Raw genomic sequence first — 15,800 nt, 5'->3', positions numbered from 1 at the left:
TCAGAGTTGCTGGCCGAGGCGCTCGACGAAAGCCTGGATCAGCTCGTCGTTGCGCTTGAAGAAATGCCATTGGCCGACCTTGCGACTGGTCACCAGACCGGCGCGTTGCAGGGTGGTCAGATGGGCGGAAACGGTGGATTGCGACAGCCCGGTGCGCAGGAAGATCTTGCCGGCGCACACGCCGATCTCCAGCGGGTGATCCTGTTCGGCGAAGTTGAGCTCGGGCTCCTTCAGCCAGTCGAGGATGTCGCGGCGCAGCGGGTGGGCGAGGGCCTTGATGATGAGGTCGATGTCCATGGCGGTGTCGGTATGTATCGTCATGGGGCGAACCTTATATCGTCTCTTGGCGATATACAGATCGATTGTTCCAATAGTCTCCATCAACGGCTTCGATTGTCCTGCTCAGGGCGGTAAGCTCGCGGGATGAACTACCTGGCCCATCTTCATCTTGGTGGCGACGCACCGCCGCAGTTGCTCGGCAGCCTCTACGGCGATTTCGTCAAAGGCCCGCTGAGTGGACGCTGGCCGGCAGAAATCGAAGCGGCCATCCGCCTGCACCGGCGCATCGACGCCTTTACCGACAGCCACCCGCTGCAGGCGCGCGCGCGTGCTCGTTTTCCCGCCGAGCGGCGACGCACGGCCGGCATGCTGCTGGATCTGTTCTTCGACCATTGCCTGGCGCGCGACTGGGCCGAGTATGCGGCGCAGCCGCTGGATCATTTCACCCGTCAGGTGTATCGCGTGCTGGCCGCCGAGGCCGAGCTGCCAGGGCGCCTGGCGCTGATGGCGCCGCGCATGGCGGCGCAGGACTGGCTGGGCAGCTACCGCGAGTTCGCGGTGCTGGAGCAGGTGATTGCCGGCATGCAGCGGCGTCTGTCCAAACCGCAACTGCTCAATGGCAGCCTGTCGGAGTTGGAGCGGCTGTACGAGCCGCTGAGCGAGGATTTTCGCGCCTTCTATCCTGAGCTGATGGCCTTCGCCGAAGCTGAGTTGAACGCATCGGGATAGAGGCGGTGCGCATGGCGCACCCTACGGGAGTTCCCGGCATCCGCAGGGGCTTTAGCCACGACGACCATCGCTCAAGCCCCTCTCACAGAGGCTCAGGCCGCCTGGGCATGCAGGCCAAAGCGCCGCACCACCCATTTCTCCAGTTCCGCCACGCTGAACAGCGCCACGCCTGCCAGCAGTACCCGCAGCCACTCATCCGGGCTCATGCCGACTGAAGCAAACACAGCCTGCATCGGCGGCGCGTAGGTGTAGAGCGCCTGCAGTACCAGGCAGGCGGCGATGGCCAGCAGTACCGCGCGGCTGCCGAACAGGCCGTCGAGGCTGAGCACGGAGGCGAATATGCGCCGGCTGTTGATCAGGTAGAACACTTCGCACATCACCACGGCATTCACTGCGATGGTGCGGGCGCTTTCCAGGCTGTTGCCGCGCTGCATTTCCCAGAGGAACAGGCCGATACCAGCGCCGGCCATCAGCAGCGATACCAGCAGCACGCGCCAGACGAAGAAACCTGACAGCAATGACTCGTTCGGCGCCCGAGGCGGGCGGTCCATCAGCCCGGATTCGGCCGGTTCGAAGGCCAGGGCCAGGCCCAGGGTCACCGAGGTGACCATGTTGATCCACAGCACCTGTGCCGGGGTCAGAGGCAGGGTCAGCTGGAACAGGATGGCGGCGATCACGATCAGCGCCTGGCCGCCGTTGGTGGGCAGGGCGAAGAGGATGAATTTCTTCAGGTTGTCGTAGATCGCCCGGCCCTCGCGCACGGCACCGGCGATGGTGGCGAAGTTGTCGTCGGCGAGCACCACTTCGGCCGCTTCCTTGGCCGCTTCGGTGCCCTTGTCACCCATGGCCACGCCGACGTCGGCGCGCTTGAGGGCCGGCGCGTCGTTGACGCCGTCGCCGGTCATCGCCACCACGTCGCCGCTGGCCTGCATGGCCTGTACCAGGCGCAGCTTGTGCTCCGGGCTGGCGCGAGCGAACACCTCGACGCCAGGCAGTACCTCGCGCAGGCTGCGCTCGTCGAGCAGCTCCAGCTCGGCGCCGGTCATTGCCGGCAGGCCGATACCGATACCCAGCTGGGCGCCGATGGCGCGGGCGGTTTCGGCGTGATCGCCAGTGATCATCTTGACCCGGATGCCGGCGCGCTGACATTCGGCGACGGCGGCGATGGCTTCCTCGCGTGGCGGGTCGATGATGCCGACCAGAGCCAGCAGGGTCATGCCCTGTTCCACATCGGCGAAGTTCAGGCTGCGTTGGGAGGCGGAGGCCGCGCGGCTGGCGATGGCCAGCAGGCGCAGGCCACGGGCAGCCAGATCGGTGGCCTGGCGCCGCCAGTAGTCGGCGTCCAGCGGCTGCACGCTACCGTCGCCATCGCGTTGGTCGCTGCACATTTCCAGCAGGCGCTCCGGCGCGCCCTTGAGGTAGATCACGCCATGGCCCTGATGATCATGGTGCAGGCTGGCCATGAAGCGATGCTCGGACTCGAAGGGGATGCTGTCGCTACGCGGCAGTTGCAGGTTCAGCGTCGGGATATCCAGCCCGGCCTTGAGGGCCAGGGTGTGCAGTGCCCCTTCGGTTGGGTCGCCCTGCAGGCGCCAGCTACCTGCGGCGTCTTGCTGCAACTGGGCGTCATTGCACAGGGTGGCGGCGCGGGCGACTTCCAGCAGTGCAGCATCCGGTTCCACCACTGCACCGTCGAGATGGAAGGCACCCGCCGGGGCATAGCCGACGCCGCTGACGTCGAGCACACGGCTGGCGCTGACCAGACGCTGCACAGTCATTTCGTTGCGCGTCAGGGTGCCGGTCTTGTCCGAGCAGATCACCGTCACCGAACCCAGGGTTTCCACGGCCGGCAGGCGCCGCACGATGGCGTTGCGCGCGGCCATGCGCTGTACGCCGAGGGCGAGAATAACCGTCATCAGCGCCGGCAGGCCTTCGGGTATGGCTGCAGCGGTCAGCGCCACCACCATCATGAACATCTCGGTCGGGTCCTGGCCGTGCCAGAAGGTGCCGAGGGCGAAGGTCGCCAGGGCGAAGATCAGGATGGCCAGTGCCAGCCAGCGGCTGAACTGCTCGATCTGCCGCAGCAGCGGCGTGGTCATCGCCTGCACCTGTTGCAGCATGGCGCCGATGCGACCCAGCTCGGTGCTCGCGCCAGTGGCCACCACCAAGCCGCTGGCCTGACCGCTGGCCACCAGGGTGCCGGAATAGGCCATGCAGCGGCGGTCGCCCAGCGCTACATCGGCCTGGCAGCGGGCCAGGGATTTTTCCACCGGCAGTGATTCGCCGGTCAGCGCCGCCTCCTCTACCAACAGGTTCTTCACGCTGATCAGGCGCAGGTCGGCCGGCACCTTGTCGCCGGAGGCGAGCAGGACGATGTCGCCTGGCACCAGCTGATCGGCGTCGATCTCGCGCCGCTCGCCGTCACGCATGACCAGGGCGTGCGGCGACAGCAGGTTACGAATGGCGTCGAGGGCATTCTCCGCCTTGCCTTCCTGGATGAAGCCGATCACCACGTTGATCAGCACCGCAGCGAGGATCACTGCGGTATCGACCCAGTGGCCGAGCAGGGCGGTGACCAGGGCTGCAGCCATCATCATGTACAACAGCACGTTGTGGACCTGGTACAGCAGGCGCAGCAGAGGTCCGCGTCGTTTGGGTGGTGGCAGACAATTGAGGCCGTGACGTTGCAGACGCAGTTTGGCTTCTTCCTGGCTGAGACCGCTGGTGCTGCTGTGTTGAGTGTCGAGCGCTTGTTGTGCAGTCAAACCGTGCCAGGCGTGGTCACTATGTCGTGAGGGGGCGTTGCCCATGCGGCGCGTCTCCTTCGTTGGGCCGGGCTGCACCTGTCGAACGCCATCTGGTGGCACAGTGAGCCGTCCTGATTACCCTAGCCCGCTTTACTGCGTTGGGCCTGACCTGCATCAAGGAGTACGGAGTCTGCAGGCGCTTGAATGTAACGCGGTGCTAACCCACGGAGGAAACGAGATGATCAAGATTCTGGTAGCGACCGACCTGTCCGAGCGTTCGGCGCACGCGGTACAACGGGCCGTGCAACTGATCCGTCGCCAGGGCGGCGGCGAGTGGAGCCTCGTGCATGTGATCGATGACGATGCGCCGGCCGCGCACGTGCAGCGTCAGGTGCAGCAAGCCGAGACGCTCTTGCAGGCGCAGGCCGAACGCCTGGGCGAGCAGGCCGGTAGTGTTCCGCGGGTGATCGTGGGCACCGGCGACGCTGCGGCGGTGATCGTCGAGAGCGCGCAGGGGCTGGGCGCCGATCTGCTGGTGGTGGGCGCGCATCGCAAGTCGGCGCTGCGCGATTTCTTCGTCGGCACCACGCTCGAACGCGTGGTTCGCAGCAGCCATCTGCCGGTGCTGCGGGTCAATGGCCCGGTGACGCACGAGTATCGTCATGCGCTGCTGGCGATGGACCTGTCGCGCACCTCGCAACAGGCGCTGAACCGAGCGTGTGAGTTGGGTCTGGCGAATCTGGACAACGTGCATGTGGCCAGTGCGGTCGAGCCGGTAGCGGCGGGCGCGATGATGGAAGCCGGCATCAGCGCCGAGGTGCTGGAGAACCAGTGCGAGCTGCTGCGCCAGCAGTTGGTCGAGCGTCTGGATGCAGTCGGGGCGAAGCTGGGCGATGAGCGTTTGCGGGTGCAGATCGGCTCGCCCGAAGGTGTGATCGGCGAAGCCTTGCGTCACTCCGGTGCGGAACTGCTGGTCCTGGGCACTCACGCCCGTGAAGGCGTTTCGCGCTTCTTCCTCGGCAGCGTGGCCAGTCGGTTGCTGTCCTCGCTCGACAGTGACGCGTTGATCGTGCCGCCGGCTGACTGAATGCGCTCAGGCCGCTTCGGCCTGCTCCTGCTCCGCTGCGTTCAACAGCAGGGCGCTGGCGATCATGTCCTGGCTGTGCCGGGCCAGTTCGTTGCGGCTACGTGATTCGCTGGGGATTGGCGCGAGCAGGCGGATCTCCACTTCACAGGCCGAGCTGGAAAGCAGGCGCAGCAGGTGCGAAAGCATGTCGTCGTCGCCGACAAAGGGCGCCACTGGGCAGGGTTGACCATCGCGCAGATAACGGATGGCGACCGGTTGGACGGCCACGCCGCTGTCGATGGCGCTGCTCAGCAGGCGCCCATGGAAAGTGCGCAGCGCGAGGCCGTCGGTGGTCGTGCCTTCGGGGAATATCAGCAGATGATGGCCCTGCTGCAGATGGCGGGTGAGCTGCTGGCCGACCTGGCTGCTGTCGCCCGCACCGCGACGGATGAACAGCGTGCCGGCCTTATGTGCCAGCCAGCCGGCGACCGGCCAGGCGCGCACTTCCGCCTTGGACAGGAAGGACAGCGGCTGCAGGGCGCCCAGCAGCGGAATGTCGGTCCATGACACATGGTTGCTGACCCACAGCATCGGTTGCGTCGGCAGCTCGCCCTCGACCCGTACGCGAAACGGCAGGGCGTCGCTCAGGCGCGCCAGAAACCAGCGGGTCAGACGTTGGCGCAGCGGCATCAGGTCATGCCGAACCACCCGTTCGAACAGGCTGACGATGCTGGCCAGCAAGGTGCCGAAGGCGATTACCAGGGCCAGATGTAGCAGACGCAGGGCCAGGCGCAGTCGGGTCATGCAGGACTCCAGATGAAAAAAGCCGGCCTCTGTCTACAGGGCCGGCGCAGGGGATGCAAGTGTTCCTGTCAGACTGCGGCCTTGAAGTGCCGGGCATAGCGCGGGCACAGCTCGTCGCGCTTGAGCAGGATGAATACGTCGGCGACCTGGAAGTCGCGATCCCAGCAGGGTTCGCCGCAGATCTTCGCCCCCAGGCGCATGTAGGCCTTGAGCAGCGGCGGCATCTCGGCGATGACGTTGCTCGGCACATCCAGTTGCGGCAGCGGATGCTTGGGCTCGGCGCGCAAGTGCTCGGTGCACAGGTAGCGCTCGCGCAGGCGCTGCATGATGGCCTGGGCCTGGATGCCGCCGTCCTGCATGGAGATGCTGGCGCAGCCCATCAGGTAGCGGTAGCCGCCTTCGTTGAGTACCTCGGCCAGCTCGCCCCAGAGCACGGCGATGGTAGCGCCGTTGCGGTAAGCGACATCGACACAGGTACGGCCGATTTCCAGTACCGGGCCTTCCAGTTTGGCCAGGCCGTGCAGGGCGAATTCCTCTTCGCTGTAGTAGCGACCGAGGCCCGCGGCGGCCTGGTGATCGAGCAGGCGAGTGGTGGCGACCAGTTCGCCGCTGTTGAGGTCACGTACACCGATATGGCTGCAGTGGATGTCGTAGTCGTCCATATCCAGACCCAGTTCGGCGCCATTGAGCTTGGCATCGAATTCCGCGCTGAATACGCGATAACGCAAGGCCTGAGCTTCACGCAGGGCGGCGGGGCCTTGCAGGCGTTCGGCCTGCAGACGGCGAGCGGTTTGAGTCATGCCAGATCCTCCGTGTGCCGGCTGAGTGCTTGCAGCCGGTCGATCTTGTTGGGCAAGCTCAGGCTAGGTAGCTGCAGTGTCACCACCGTGACGCTTTTCTTATGCTTATGTGACAGCGGCCCGGTTGGACACTTTTAAAAACGTAGGCGAGGCAGCCAGTGCAAGGCAAAAACAGGCGAGAAAGCGGAGTTTACGAGCTGTAAATGAGCATTTTGAGCCTGTTTTTAACGCAGCAATGGCAACGCAGGTAGTTTTTAGAGGTGTCCGGCTGCTGCTGCGAGGAGCCTGTACGATGCCCTGGTCGAGTCTGTTTCAGCCTGGTGAACGCCTGACTGCCGAGGCGGGCCTGGAAGACTGGTATGCCCGCTTGCTGGCGCGTTTGGGCGGCACGCCGCAACCCTTCGAGCTGGCGCTGTTGGGCGGCCTGCTGGCGGCTACGCCGGGGTTGGCGTTTCTCGCTGGCTATCAGGCGGCGTTGCGCATGCTGTGGCCGGCGGCGCCCTGGACGGCCGGTGCGCTGTGCGTGACGGAGAACCGCAGCACCCGCCCGGCGGACATGAACACACGTATCGACGGCCTGCAGATCACGGGGCGCAAGGATTTCGTCACCGCTGCCGACTGTGCCGACTGGCTGCTGGTGGCGGCGCGCGAGGAGGACGAGGGGCAGGCGCCGCGTCTGGCTCTGGGCGTAGTACGCCAGGGCGCGCCAGGTGTACGTATCGAGCCGCTGCCGGCCCTGCCGTTGATGCCGGATATCGGCCATGCGCGACTGCACCTGGAGCAGGCCCACGGCGAGCGCCTGGCCGGCGACGGCTGGGATGACTACGTCAAACCCTTCCGCACCCTGGAAGACGTGCACGTACTTACCGCTGTTGTCGCCTGGCAATTGGGTGTGGGGCGCGATTGTGGCTGGCCTGAAACGCTGCTGTTGCGTCTGCAGGCGCTGCTGGCCGGCTGTGCCGAGGTCGCGCGACAGGCGCCCGATGCGCCCACTACCCATCTGTTGCTGGCCGGGTTGTTCGTCACGCAGCAGGCCTTGGCGGGCGAGCTGGAGGCGGCCTTTGCCTCTGGCCCCGCGCAATGGGCCGAGCTGTGGCAGCGCGACAAGGGCTTGCTGCGCATCGCCGAGGCGGCGCGCAGCAAGCGCCTGGAGAACGCGCGGCGGATTGTCGCCGCCCGTTGATCCATATCAGTACCCATTGTTGCTTGCGCGCCTAAGGTTGCCTCGCGTTTCTTATACGAGGTTTCCATGCGCCGCGAGCCCATCGTGCTGTTCGATAACGGCAACCACCAATGCCTGATGTTCGATGACCTGGTCAGCGGCGAAGGCGTGCAATCCAATCAGTTCCTGATCACCGACAACGAGCAGTACCTGCTGCTCGATCCGGGCGGTGACCTGACCTACACGCCGCTGTCGCTGGAGCTGTCCAAGCACATCCCGGTGCAGGACCTTACCTACATCTTCGCTTCGCACCAGGACCCGGACATCATCGCCTCGCTGGACAAGTGGCTGCTGCATACCCGTGCGCGGGTGATCTGCTCCAAGCTGTGGGCGCGTTTCCTGCCGCACCTGACGGCCAATTACCTGGTCCTGAGCCGTGGCATCAACACCTTTGATCGCATCATCGCGTTGCCGGATCGCGGCCAGAGCATTCCACTGGGCAAATGCTCGCTCAAGGCCGTACCGGCGCATTTCCTGCACTCGGTGGGTAACTTCCAGGTGTATGACCCGGTGAGCAAGATCCTCTTCTCCGGTGACATGGGCGCCTCGATGGTCGATGACGCCACGCCGGTGCGCGATTTCGTCAACCATGTGCCGAACATGGAAGGCTTCCACCGCCGCTACATGGCCGGCAACAAGGCGTGTCGCTTGTGGGCGGCGATGGTGCGGCAGATGGATGTGGCGATGATCGTGCCGCAGCACGGTCGGCCCTTCGTCGGCCCGGAAATGATCAGCGCCTTTCTCTACTGGATCGAAAACCTCGAATGCGGTCTCGACCTGATGGGGCCGGAGGATTACCAACTGCCCAGATAGCGGCAGGGTGCGCTGCCCGAATGAAGGCGGGGGATGGCGGTTTCGTCGCTTCAAGCCGTCACCATGGCCATGCTAGGGTGCGCCACGATTTCTGATCGAGGCCGCCCATGTCCACCTCCTTGCTTCGTCGACTGAGCCTGGCGCTCGGTTTCAGCCTGGCTGCCAGCACCGCCCTGGCGGAAAACTGGCCGCAACCCGACTGGCAGAGCCAGCCACGCGTCGAGAACGCCGCGCTGGCCGAGCTCGAACAGTACGCCTTCCCGGAACGCGATGACGTCGAGCGCACGGGCGTGCGCTCCGATGCGCTGCTGGTGATCCGCGACGGGCAGATCGTCTACGAGCGCTATGCCGAACCGACCACGGTGCAGACTGCGCACCTCTCCTGGTCGATGGCCAAGAGTCTGCTGGCCAGCACCTTGGGTGTGGCTTATGGCGAAGGGCGTTTCAAGCTCGACGCGCCTGCTGCGCAGTACTACCCGGCGATGGCCGAGCATCCGCAGATCAAGATCGGTCACTTGCTCAACTGGGCTTCGGGTCTGGCCTGGGAAGAGGATTACGAGTACGCGCCGCTGAAATCTTCAGTAGTGGCCATGCTCTACACTCGCGGCCGTGGCGACATGGCGGCCTTTACCGCTGCGCACGCCGCGGACGCCGCGCCAGGGATGCGCTTTCGTTATTCCAGCGGCGACAGCAACGTGCTGGCGGCCGCGTTGCGTGGCATGGTCGGCGAGCAGGCCTATGCCGACTATCCCTGGACGGCGTTGTTCGAGCCGCTGGGCATCACCCGCGCAGTGTGGGAGCGCGACGCCAGCGGCACGTTCATCGCTTCCTCCTACGCCTACATGACTGCGCGCGACCTGGCCCGTGTCGGTCTGCTGATGCAGCGCGGCGGCCGCTGGGGCGAACGCCAGTTGCTCCCGGCTGCCTGGGTCGATTTCGTATCCACGCCTTTTGCCAGCTATCAGCCGCAGTTGGCCAAGCCGGGCGATGCCGTCCCGGGCGGGCATTGGTGGCTCAATGCCGAACTGCCGGGCAGCGCGCGACCCTGGCCGGATGCACCGGCCGATACCATCGCCGCCCTGGGGCACTGGGGGCAGGGGCTGTACGTGCTACCCGAGGAAAAACTGGTGGTGGTGCGCTATGCCGATGACCGCGACGGCAGCTTCCAGCACAATGAACTGCTCAAACGTGTGCAGGCGGCGTTCGCCACGGAGGTGCAGCCATGATTCGTCGTCATCCGATTCTCTGCGTGTTGGCGCTGCTGGTGATTATGCTGCTGGCCTGGGCCTGGCCGAACCGCGCGCATTTGGCGGCGTTCCCAGACATCATCGGTGCCTACACGGCCAAGGAGTACTGCTCCTGCCGGTACGTCAGTGGCAACCCGGCGGCCTATTGCGAAGGCTATGTGAAGCAGTACGTACCGATCAGCAGCCTGCTCGATGACGCGAGCGCCAAGCGCGTTACCGCCAGCGGTCTGGGCCGCACTCACAGCGCGGTCTGGCTGGGTGAGCGGCAGGGCTGTCAGCTGCTGCCGAATGAGTAGGGCCTCTCCCCGGACGCCTCTCCACTAGGCGTGCCCCCATGAATGAGGGAGGGAAGCCAAGTGCGTAGCCCGGATGAAATCCGGGGCATGTGGGTGAGACGCTCCCGGATTGCATCCGGGCTAGGGGCGGAAGAGGCGCCGGGCTTTGCAAGGTGGGCCGTGGCGACTATCGTTGCCGCCTGGTCATGCCTTTTTCGAGTTCTCATGCGCCGTTCGCTTCTCACCCTGTTGCTTGCCGCTGCCTTGCCCGTTCACGCCGACTGGTATCTGGACAACGAATCTTCGCGGCTGTCGTTCATCTCCACCCATTCCGGCAGCCAGTCGGAGGTGCATCGCTTTCTCACCCTGCACGGGCAGATCGCGGCCGATGGGCGCGCGCGCCTGCGCGTGGATCTTGATTCGCTGAGCACGGGTATCCCGCTGCGTGACGAGCGCCTGCGTGCCATGCTGTTCGACACCTCGCGTCTGCCCGAGGCGCGCATCACGGCCCAGGTCAACCTGCCGCAATTGACCGACCTGGCACCTGGCGCGCAGCTGGAGTTGCGGTTGCCCCTGCAACTGACCCTCAACGAGCGTACGCGCGAACTGGACAGCGAACTGCTGGTCACGCGCCTCGATGATCGCCGCTTCCAGGTGGTGACCCTGGCGCCGCTGGTGCTGCACGCCGAAGATTTCGCTCTGGCCAGTGGCATCGAGGCGCTGCGTAAAATCGCCGAACTGCCGGCTATCAGTCTGTCGGTGCCGGTGGGTGCCGTGCTGATCTTCACGGCGCGTTGAGCGTGCATGCGCGCGGCAGCATCTTTCCCTGGCGCGGCGGCAATCGCTTCGAGTTGCTGCTGGACGGTCCGGTGTTCTTCCCGCGCATGCTGGCTGCCATCGAGGGTGCCCGGCAGCAGCTGGAAATCGAGCTCTATCTGATCGAAGACGGCCGCTGCAGCGAGCGTCTGGTCGACGCGCTGTGCCGCGCGGCTGAGCGCGGGGTGAGGGTACGTGGTCTGTTCGATGCTTACGGTGCGGCAGGTCTGAGTATCGCGTTGCGTGAGCGCATGCAGGCCGCGGGTGTGCAGCTGCGCTGGTACAACCCGGTACGCTTGCGGAGGGGTATCCGCAATTTTCACCGCGATCACCGCAAGTTGCTGCTGGTGGACCAGCGCCTGGCCTACGTTGGCGGCACCGGCTCCACCGATGAATTCTGGTTGCCAGACGAGCCTCGAAGTCCCTGGCACGAAGTCATGGTGGAGATCGAAGGACCACTGGTGGGCGACTGGCAACAGCTGTTCGAGCAACTCTGGCGCGCACGATTTTCGTGGCGCCCGAGCCATCAGCCGATACCGCTGAGCCTGCCCGAATGTCCGCCGGCCGGGGTTGGTCTCGGGCGTGTCGCCTATGCCGACGCGGCACAGCATCGCGACATTCTGCTCTCACTGTTGCGCGCGCTGAAGGGCGCCAAGCAGCACGTCTGGCTGGCCACGCCTTACTTCCTGCCGACCTGGAAAATCCGCCGTGCCCTGCGCCGCGCAGCCGCACGTGGGGTGGAAGTGCGCCTGCTGTTGGCCGGGCGCAACACCGATCACCCGCCGGTGCGTTTTGCCGGGCAGCGCTATTACCCGAAACTGCTCAGGGCTGGCGTGCGCATTTTCGAGTATCAGCCGCGTTTTCTGCATCTGAAGATGGTGCTGGTGGACGATTGGGTCAGCGTCGGCTCGTGCAACTTCGACCACTGGAACCTGCGCTTCAATCTCGACGCCAATGTCGAGGCGCTGGACCCGGATTTTACCCGGGCAGTGACGGCCAGCTTCATCGAGGATTTCGGCGTCAGCCGTGAAATCACTCTCGACGATTGGCACCAGCGCCCCTGGTGGCGTCGCGCGCAACAGCGCCTGTGGGGCTGGCTGGATCGGTTGGCGGTGAATGTGCTCGATCGCTGGCGTTAGATGGCGTCAACGAGTGCTGAGGTTGCGCCCGAACAGGCTGAAGAACAGCAGGTGCAGAGCCATTGGCAGCAACAACCACTGGAAGTGGTATTCGTCGCCAAGCCACAACCGGTACAACGCCAACGGATGGGCCAGCACCAGCAACCACCAGATGCAGGCAGCCAGATGACTGCGCCACGTATTGCCGTGTTCGCTGCGAAAGTTGAGCAGGCCGAACGAGCCAGGCAGGAGGGCGAAGATGGTGCCCATACCAATGCCCAGAGTGGCGCAAAGTTTCAGCAGTATCTCCATGATCGTTGTCGCGCCTGTGGTTCTCGGCTGCACAGCATGCCTGGGTCATGGCGCGCAGGAAAGTTCCCCGCCTCTCTGATACCCCGTCATTCAGCACGCTGAGTGTCGCGGCCTGCGGCCCGCGCCAGGGCGCCACTCATCCTTTCGGGCGACAGATGAAATCCCTCCTTGGTGCGCTTATCCGGGATGTGGTCGCTGCGTAGGGTTCCCTGCAGTTGCACCCCACTTCAGGAGACCCGCATGACAAGAACAACAGGGCCCGGACTATTCCAGCCGCACACCTTGGCTTTGGCCGTCGCCGTCGGTTTCGTCGCACCGGCGCAGGCCGTCAACTTCAACATCGGTGAGATCGAAGGGCAGTTCGACAGCTCGCTGTCGGTCGGTGCCAGCTGGTCGATGCGCAGTCCGGATCGCGATCTGATCGGCCCCAACAACGGCGGCCAGGGCCAGGCGCAGACTGGCGATGATGGACGCCTGAACTTCAAGAAGGGCGAGACCTTCTCGAAGATCTTCAAGGGCATTCACGACCTCGAACTGAAGTACCGCGATACCGGCGTGTTCGTGCGCGGCAAGTACTGGTACGACTTCGAGCTCAAGGACGAAAGCCGCCTGTTCAAGGACATCGACGACAGCAATCGCAAGGAGGGCGCCCAGTCTTCGGGGGCGGAAATTCTCGATGCATTCCTCTACCACAACTACGCCGTTGGCGATCTGCCGGGCACGGTGCGGATCGGCAAGCAGGTGGTGAGCTGGGGTGAGAGCACCTTCATCGGCAACAGCATCAACGCCATCAACCCTATCGACGTGGCCGCCTTCCGCCGCCCGGGCGCGGAGATCAAGGAAGGTCTGATTCCGGTGAACATGCTCTACCTGTCGCAGAGCCTGACCGATCAGTTGAGCATGGAAGCCTTCTACCAACTGGAGTGGGACCAGACCATCATCGACAACTGCGGGACCTTCTTCTCCACCGCCGATGTGGCCGCCGATGGCTGTGACAATGGCTATCACATCGGCTCGCCAGCCATTGCGCCGTTGCAGCCGGTTGCAGCAGCGTTCGGTCAGGGCTTCCGCGTCGACAGCGAAGGGGTGATTCTGCCGCGTGCCGGTGACCGCGATGCGCGCGACAGCGGCCAGTGGGGCCTGGCCCTGCGCTGGCTGGGAGACGAGACCGAGTACGGCGCGTACTTCATGAACTACCACAGCCGCACGCCCATCGTCAGCACGCAGAACGCCGGCCTGGCGACCCTGGCAGCGCTGCCGGGGATCATTGGCACCGCCAATGGCATCGTACCGGGCAGCGGCGCGGGACTGGCGCAGAGCGTGATGCTCGGCAATGGTCGCTACTACCTCGAGTACCCGGAGGATATTCGCCTCTACGGCATGAGCTTCTCCACCACACTGCCCACCGGCACGGCCTGGGCGGGTGAGGTCAGCTACCGGCCGAACCTGCCGCTGCAGATCAACACCACCGACATGACCCTGAGCCTGCTCAACCCCATCGCCCCAGGCACTGCACCGGTCGCGGCCGGGCCTGGCGAGGACAACGTCGGTTACCGGCGCAAGGAAGTCACCCAGGTGCAGACCACCTTCACCCATTTCTTCGATCAGGTAATGGGCGCCGGGCGCTTCACCCTGGTGGGCGAGATCGGCATGGCCCACGTCGGTGGCCTGGAGAGCCGTGAAGACCTGCGCTACGGCCGCGATTCGTTGTTCGGTGCCTATGGCTTCCGTGGCGACACCCACGGCTTCGTCACCAGCACCTCCTGGGGCTACCGCGTGCGTGGCATCTGGGAGTACAGCAACGTGTTCGCCGGGGTGAACCTCAAGCCGAACATCTCCTGGTCGCATGACGTCGACGGCTACGGCCCCAACGGCCTGTTCAATGAGGGTTCCAAGGCCGTGAGCATCGGTATAGACGCCGACTACCGCAATACCTACACCGCCAGCCTGTCGTACACCGACTTCTTCGGCGGTGATTACAACGTCGCGGTCGACCGCGACTTCCTGGCGCTCAGCTTCGGCGTGAGCTTCTAGGCCATCAGGATCAGTTGAGGAATGCAGATGAATACAACCCTGAAGATGCTCGGCGCACTCTCCCTGAGCCTGCTGGCCAGCGGTGTGCTGGCTGCAGTCAGCGAGCAGGAAGCGGCCAAGCTCGGCGCCAGTCTGACCCCGTTGGGTGGTGAGATGGCCGGCAACGCCGCCGGCACTATCCCCGCCTGGACGGGCGGCATGGCCAGCGATGCCGGGCAGGTCGATGCGCGCGGTTTTCTCAGTGACCCCTTCGCTGGCGAGCAGCCATTGTTCACCATCACCGCACAGAACCTGGAGCAGTACCGCGATCAGTTGTCGGCTGGGCAACTGGCGATGTTCGCGCGCTACCCGGACAGCTATCGCATGCCGGTGTACCCGACGCACCGCAGCACAGCGGTGCCGGACGCGATCAACGCCGCAGCCAGGACCAGCGCGCTGAAGACCGGTCTGCGTGATGGCGGCAACGGTTTGACCGGTTTCACCGATAGCCGCTATTACGCCTTCCCGATTCCGCAGAACGGCCTGGAGGTGGTATGGAACCACATCACCCGTTATCGCGGCGGTAACCTCAAGCGCAGCATCGTGCAGGCCTCGCCGCAGACCAACGGCGCCTATACCCTGGTGCACTTCGAGGATGAAGTGGCCTTCCCGGAGAACATCCCCGATGTCGATCCAGGCAAGGCGGAAAATGCTCTGTTGTTCTTCAAGCAACGGGTCACTGCACCTTCGCGCCTGGCCGGCAACGTGCTGCTGGTGCACGACTCGCTCGATCAGGTGGCCGAGCCGCGCATGGCCTGGCTGTACAACGCCGGCCAGCGTCGCGTACGCCGTGCGCCGCAGGTGGCGTATGACGGTCCGGGTACTGCCGCAGATGGCCTGCGTACCTCGGATAACTTCGACATGTTCAACGGCGCACCGGATCGTTACGACTGGAAACTGGTGGGCAAGCGCGAGCTGTTCATCCCCTACAACAACTACCGCGTGGCCACGCCGGAGGTGAAGTATGAGGACATCCTCAAGGCCGGCCACGTCAATCAGGACCTGATCCGCTACGAGCTGCACCGGGTGTGGGAAGTGGAGGCGACGCTCAAGGCGGGCGAGCGCAACATCTACGCCAAGCGTCGCTTCTACGTGGACGAAGACTCCTGGCAGATCGCCCTGTCCGAGCACTATGACGGCCGCGGCCAGCTCTGGCGTGTCGGCGAGGCGATGTTGATGCAGCAGTATGCGCAGAAGGTGCCGGTCTACGCGTTCGAGGCGCTGTACGACATCATCGCCGGGCGATACATTGCCATCGGCATGGCCAACGAGGAGAAAACCTCGGTGCAGTACGGCACCCAGGCATCGGCCAAGGACTTCACCCCGGCCGCGCTGCGTAACGCCGGCGTGCGCTGACCTGGTAGCAGCCCGAAGCAAGCCGGTGTCGCCCTGTGCGCCACCGGCTTTTTTCTGCGTGCCTCTCTCACGTGAATCTCACGCCATAAGCGCCAAGGGGTGGTCGCGCGCGTTGAGCGGGGTACCATCGCCGGGTGGTTCAA

The 15,800-nt window shown here is 64.8% G+C and carries 15 protein-coding genes; 10 read left to right on the top strand and 5 right to left on the bottom strand.

Going from position 1 to position 15,800, the window contains the following annotated elements:
* Positions 1-297, bottom strand: a complete 297-nt coding sequence (locus tag H3221_RS00200) for an ArsR/SmtB family transcription factor (protein WP_196476975.1) — start codon at positions 295-297, stop codon at positions 1-3.
* Between the two features lie 126 nt (positions 298-423).
* Here H3221_RS00200 and H3221_RS00195 point away from each other — a divergent pair, with 126 nt between their 5' ends.
* Positions 424-1,008 (top strand): acyl carrier protein phosphodiesterase, encoded by a 585-nt coding sequence (locus H3221_RS00195; RefSeq protein WP_196476951.1) that lies wholly within the window; start codon positions 424-426, stop codon positions 1,006-1,008.
* A gap of 92 nt (positions 1,009-1,100) precedes the next feature.
* Here H3221_RS00195 and H3221_RS00190 read toward each other — a convergent pair whose 3' ends face one another.
* A complete protein-coding gene (locus H3221_RS00190; RefSeq protein WP_196476950.1) occupies positions 1,101-3,818 on the bottom strand; it encodes a cation-transporting P-type ATPase in 2,718 nt (905 codons plus the stop codon).
* Between the two features lie 175 nt (positions 3,819-3,993).
* Here H3221_RS00190 and H3221_RS00185 point away from each other — a divergent pair, with 175 nt between their 5' ends.
* Positions 3,994-4,842 carry a universal stress protein gene (locus tag H3221_RS00185; protein ID WP_196476949.1) on the top strand — a complete coding sequence of 283 codons (849 nt, stop codon included), beginning with the start codon at positions 3,994-3,996 and terminating at the stop codon, positions 4,840-4,842.
* 6 nt (positions 4,843-4,848) lie between these two features.
* On the opposite strand, the gene H3221_RS00180 is transcribed toward H3221_RS00185, so the two are convergent.
* Together H3221_RS00180 and olsB are read right to left on the bottom strand one after the other, a co-directional pair.
* Positions 4,849-5,625, bottom strand: a complete 777-nt coding sequence (locus H3221_RS00180) for a lysophospholipid acyltransferase family protein (protein WP_196476948.1) — start codon at positions 5,623-5,625, stop codon at positions 4,849-4,851.
* 68 nt (positions 5,626-5,693) lie between these two features.
* Positions 5,694-6,425: an L-ornithine N(alpha)-acyltransferase gene (gene olsB, locus H3221_RS00175; RefSeq protein WP_196476947.1), complete on the bottom strand. Its 732-nt coding sequence runs from the start codon at positions 6,423-6,425 to the stop codon at positions 5,694-5,696.
* 292 nt (positions 6,426-6,717) lie between these two features.
* Here olsB and H3221_RS00170 point away from each other — a divergent pair, with 292 nt between their 5' ends.
* The 6 genes from H3221_RS00170 (at position 6,718) to H3221_RS00145 (ending at position 11,937) form a co-directional block, all read left to right on the top strand.
* Positions 6,718-7,608: an acyl-CoA dehydrogenase family protein gene (locus H3221_RS00170; RefSeq protein ID WP_196476946.1), complete on the top strand. Its 891-nt coding sequence runs from the start codon at positions 6,718-6,720 to the stop codon at positions 7,606-7,608.
* A 66-nt stretch (positions 7,609-7,674) separates the two neighbouring features.
* Complete coding sequence (locus tag H3221_RS00165; RefSeq protein ID WP_192979864.1) at positions 7,675-8,460, top strand: oxygen-binding di-iron domain-containing protein; 786 nt, start codon at positions 7,675-7,677, stop codon at positions 8,458-8,460.
* A 107-nt stretch (positions 8,461-8,567) separates the two neighbouring features.
* The gene (locus H3221_RS00160; RefSeq protein ID WP_196476945.1) at positions 8,568-9,686 is read left to right on the top strand and encodes a serine hydrolase domain-containing protein; all 1,119 of its coding nucleotides are present in this window, start codon (positions 8,568-8,570) and stop codon (positions 9,684-9,686) included.
* The gene (locus H3221_RS00155) at positions 9,683-10,003 is read left to right on the top strand and encodes an amidase (RefSeq protein ID WP_196476944.1); all 321 of its coding nucleotides are present in this window, start codon (positions 9,683-9,685) and stop codon (positions 10,001-10,003) included. The genes H3221_RS00160 and H3221_RS00155 overlap by 4 nt, the downstream gene beginning before the upstream one ends.
* Positions 10,004-10,207: 204 nt before the next feature.
* Complete coding sequence (locus H3221_RS00150; RefSeq protein WP_196476943.1) at positions 10,208-10,780, top strand: YceI family protein; 573 nt, start codon at positions 10,208-10,210, stop codon at positions 10,778-10,780.
* Between the two features lie 2 nt (positions 10,781-10,782).
* On the top strand, positions 10,783-11,937 hold the full coding sequence (locus tag H3221_RS00145) for a phospholipase D-like domain-containing protein (protein WP_196476942.1): 1,155 nt from the start codon (positions 10,783-10,785) through the stop codon (positions 11,935-11,937).
* 6 nt (positions 11,938-11,943) lie between these two features.
* Here H3221_RS00145 and H3221_RS00140 read toward each other — a convergent pair whose 3' ends face one another.
* On the bottom strand, positions 11,944-12,228 hold the full coding sequence (locus H3221_RS00140; RefSeq protein ID WP_196476941.1) for a hypothetical protein: 285 nt from the start codon (positions 12,226-12,228) through the stop codon (positions 11,944-11,946).
* A 240-nt stretch (positions 12,229-12,468) separates the two neighbouring features.
* On the opposite strand from H3221_RS00140, the gene H3221_RS00135 reads away from it, so the two are divergent.
* Positions 12,469-14,262 (top strand): DUF1302 domain-containing protein, encoded by a 1,794-nt coding sequence (locus H3221_RS00135; RefSeq protein WP_196476940.1) that lies wholly within the window; start codon positions 12,469-12,471, stop codon positions 14,260-14,262.
* 27 nt (positions 14,263-14,289) lie between these two features.
* Entirely contained in the window at positions 14,290-15,657 is a 1,368-nt protein-coding gene (locus H3221_RS00130) for a DUF1329 domain-containing protein (protein ID WP_224490443.1), read from the top strand.
* Positions 15,658-15,800: the final 143 nt, after the last annotated feature.

Source organism: Pseudomonas chaetocerotis, assembly GCF_015712105.2.
Lineage (GTDB): Bacteria > Pseudomonadota > Gammaproteobacteria > Pseudomonadales > Pseudomonadaceae > Aquipseudomonas > Aquipseudomonas chaetocerotis.
This window is presented reverse-complemented; position numbering and strand designations above follow the sequence as displayed.

Bases quoted from the DNA above. Each gene is read 5' to 3' on its own strand.
- H3221_RS00130 (WP_224490443.1), top strand. From the start codon at position 14,290: ATGAATACAACCCTGAAGATGCTCGGCGCACTCTCCCTGAGCCTGCTG.
- H3221_RS00160 (WP_196476945.1), top strand. From the start codon at position 8,568: ATGTCCACCTCCTTGCTTCGTCGACTGAGCCTGGCGCTCGGTTTCAGC.
- H3221_RS00135 (WP_196476940.1), top strand. From the start codon at position 12,469: ATGACAAGAACAACAGGGCCCGGACTATTCCAGCCGCACACCTTGGCT.
- H3221_RS00170 (WP_196476946.1), top strand. From the start codon at position 6,718: ATGCCCTGGTCGAGTCTGTTTCAGCCTGGTGAACGCCTGACTGCCGAG.
- H3221_RS00185 (WP_196476949.1), top strand. From the start codon at position 3,994: ATGATCAAGATTCTGGTAGCGACCGACCTGTCCGAGCGTTCGGCGCAC.
- H3221_RS00190 (WP_196476950.1), bottom strand. From the start codon at position 3,818: ATGGGCAACGCCCCCTCACGACATAGTGACCACGCCTGGCACGGTTTG.
- H3221_RS00180 (WP_196476948.1), bottom strand. From the start codon at position 5,625: ATGACCCGACTGCGCCTGGCCCTGCGTCTGCTACATCTGGCCCTGGTA.
- H3221_RS00195 (WP_196476951.1), top strand. From the start codon at position 424: ATGAACTACCTGGCCCATCTTCATCTTGGTGGCGACGCACCGCCGCAG.
- H3221_RS00165 (WP_192979864.1), top strand. From the start codon at position 7,675: ATGCGCCGCGAGCCCATCGTGCTGTTCGATAACGGCAACCACCAATGC.
- olsB (WP_196476947.1), bottom strand. From the start codon at position 6,425: ATGACTCAAACCGCTCGCCGTCTGCAGGCCGAACGCCTGCAAGGCCCC.
- H3221_RS00200 (WP_196476975.1), bottom strand. From the start codon at position 297: ATGGACATCGACCTCATCATCAAGGCCCTCGCCCACCCGCTGCGCCGC.
- H3221_RS00140 (WP_196476941.1), bottom strand. From the start codon at position 12,228: ATGGAGATACTGCTGAAACTTTGCGCCACTCTGGGCATTGGTATGGGC.
- H3221_RS00155 (WP_196476944.1), top strand. From the start codon at position 9,683: ATGATTCGTCGTCATCCGATTCTCTGCGTGTTGGCGCTGCTGGTGATT.
- H3221_RS00150 (WP_196476943.1), top strand. From the start codon at position 10,208: ATGCGCCGTTCGCTTCTCACCCTGTTGCTTGCCGCTGCCTTGCCCGTT.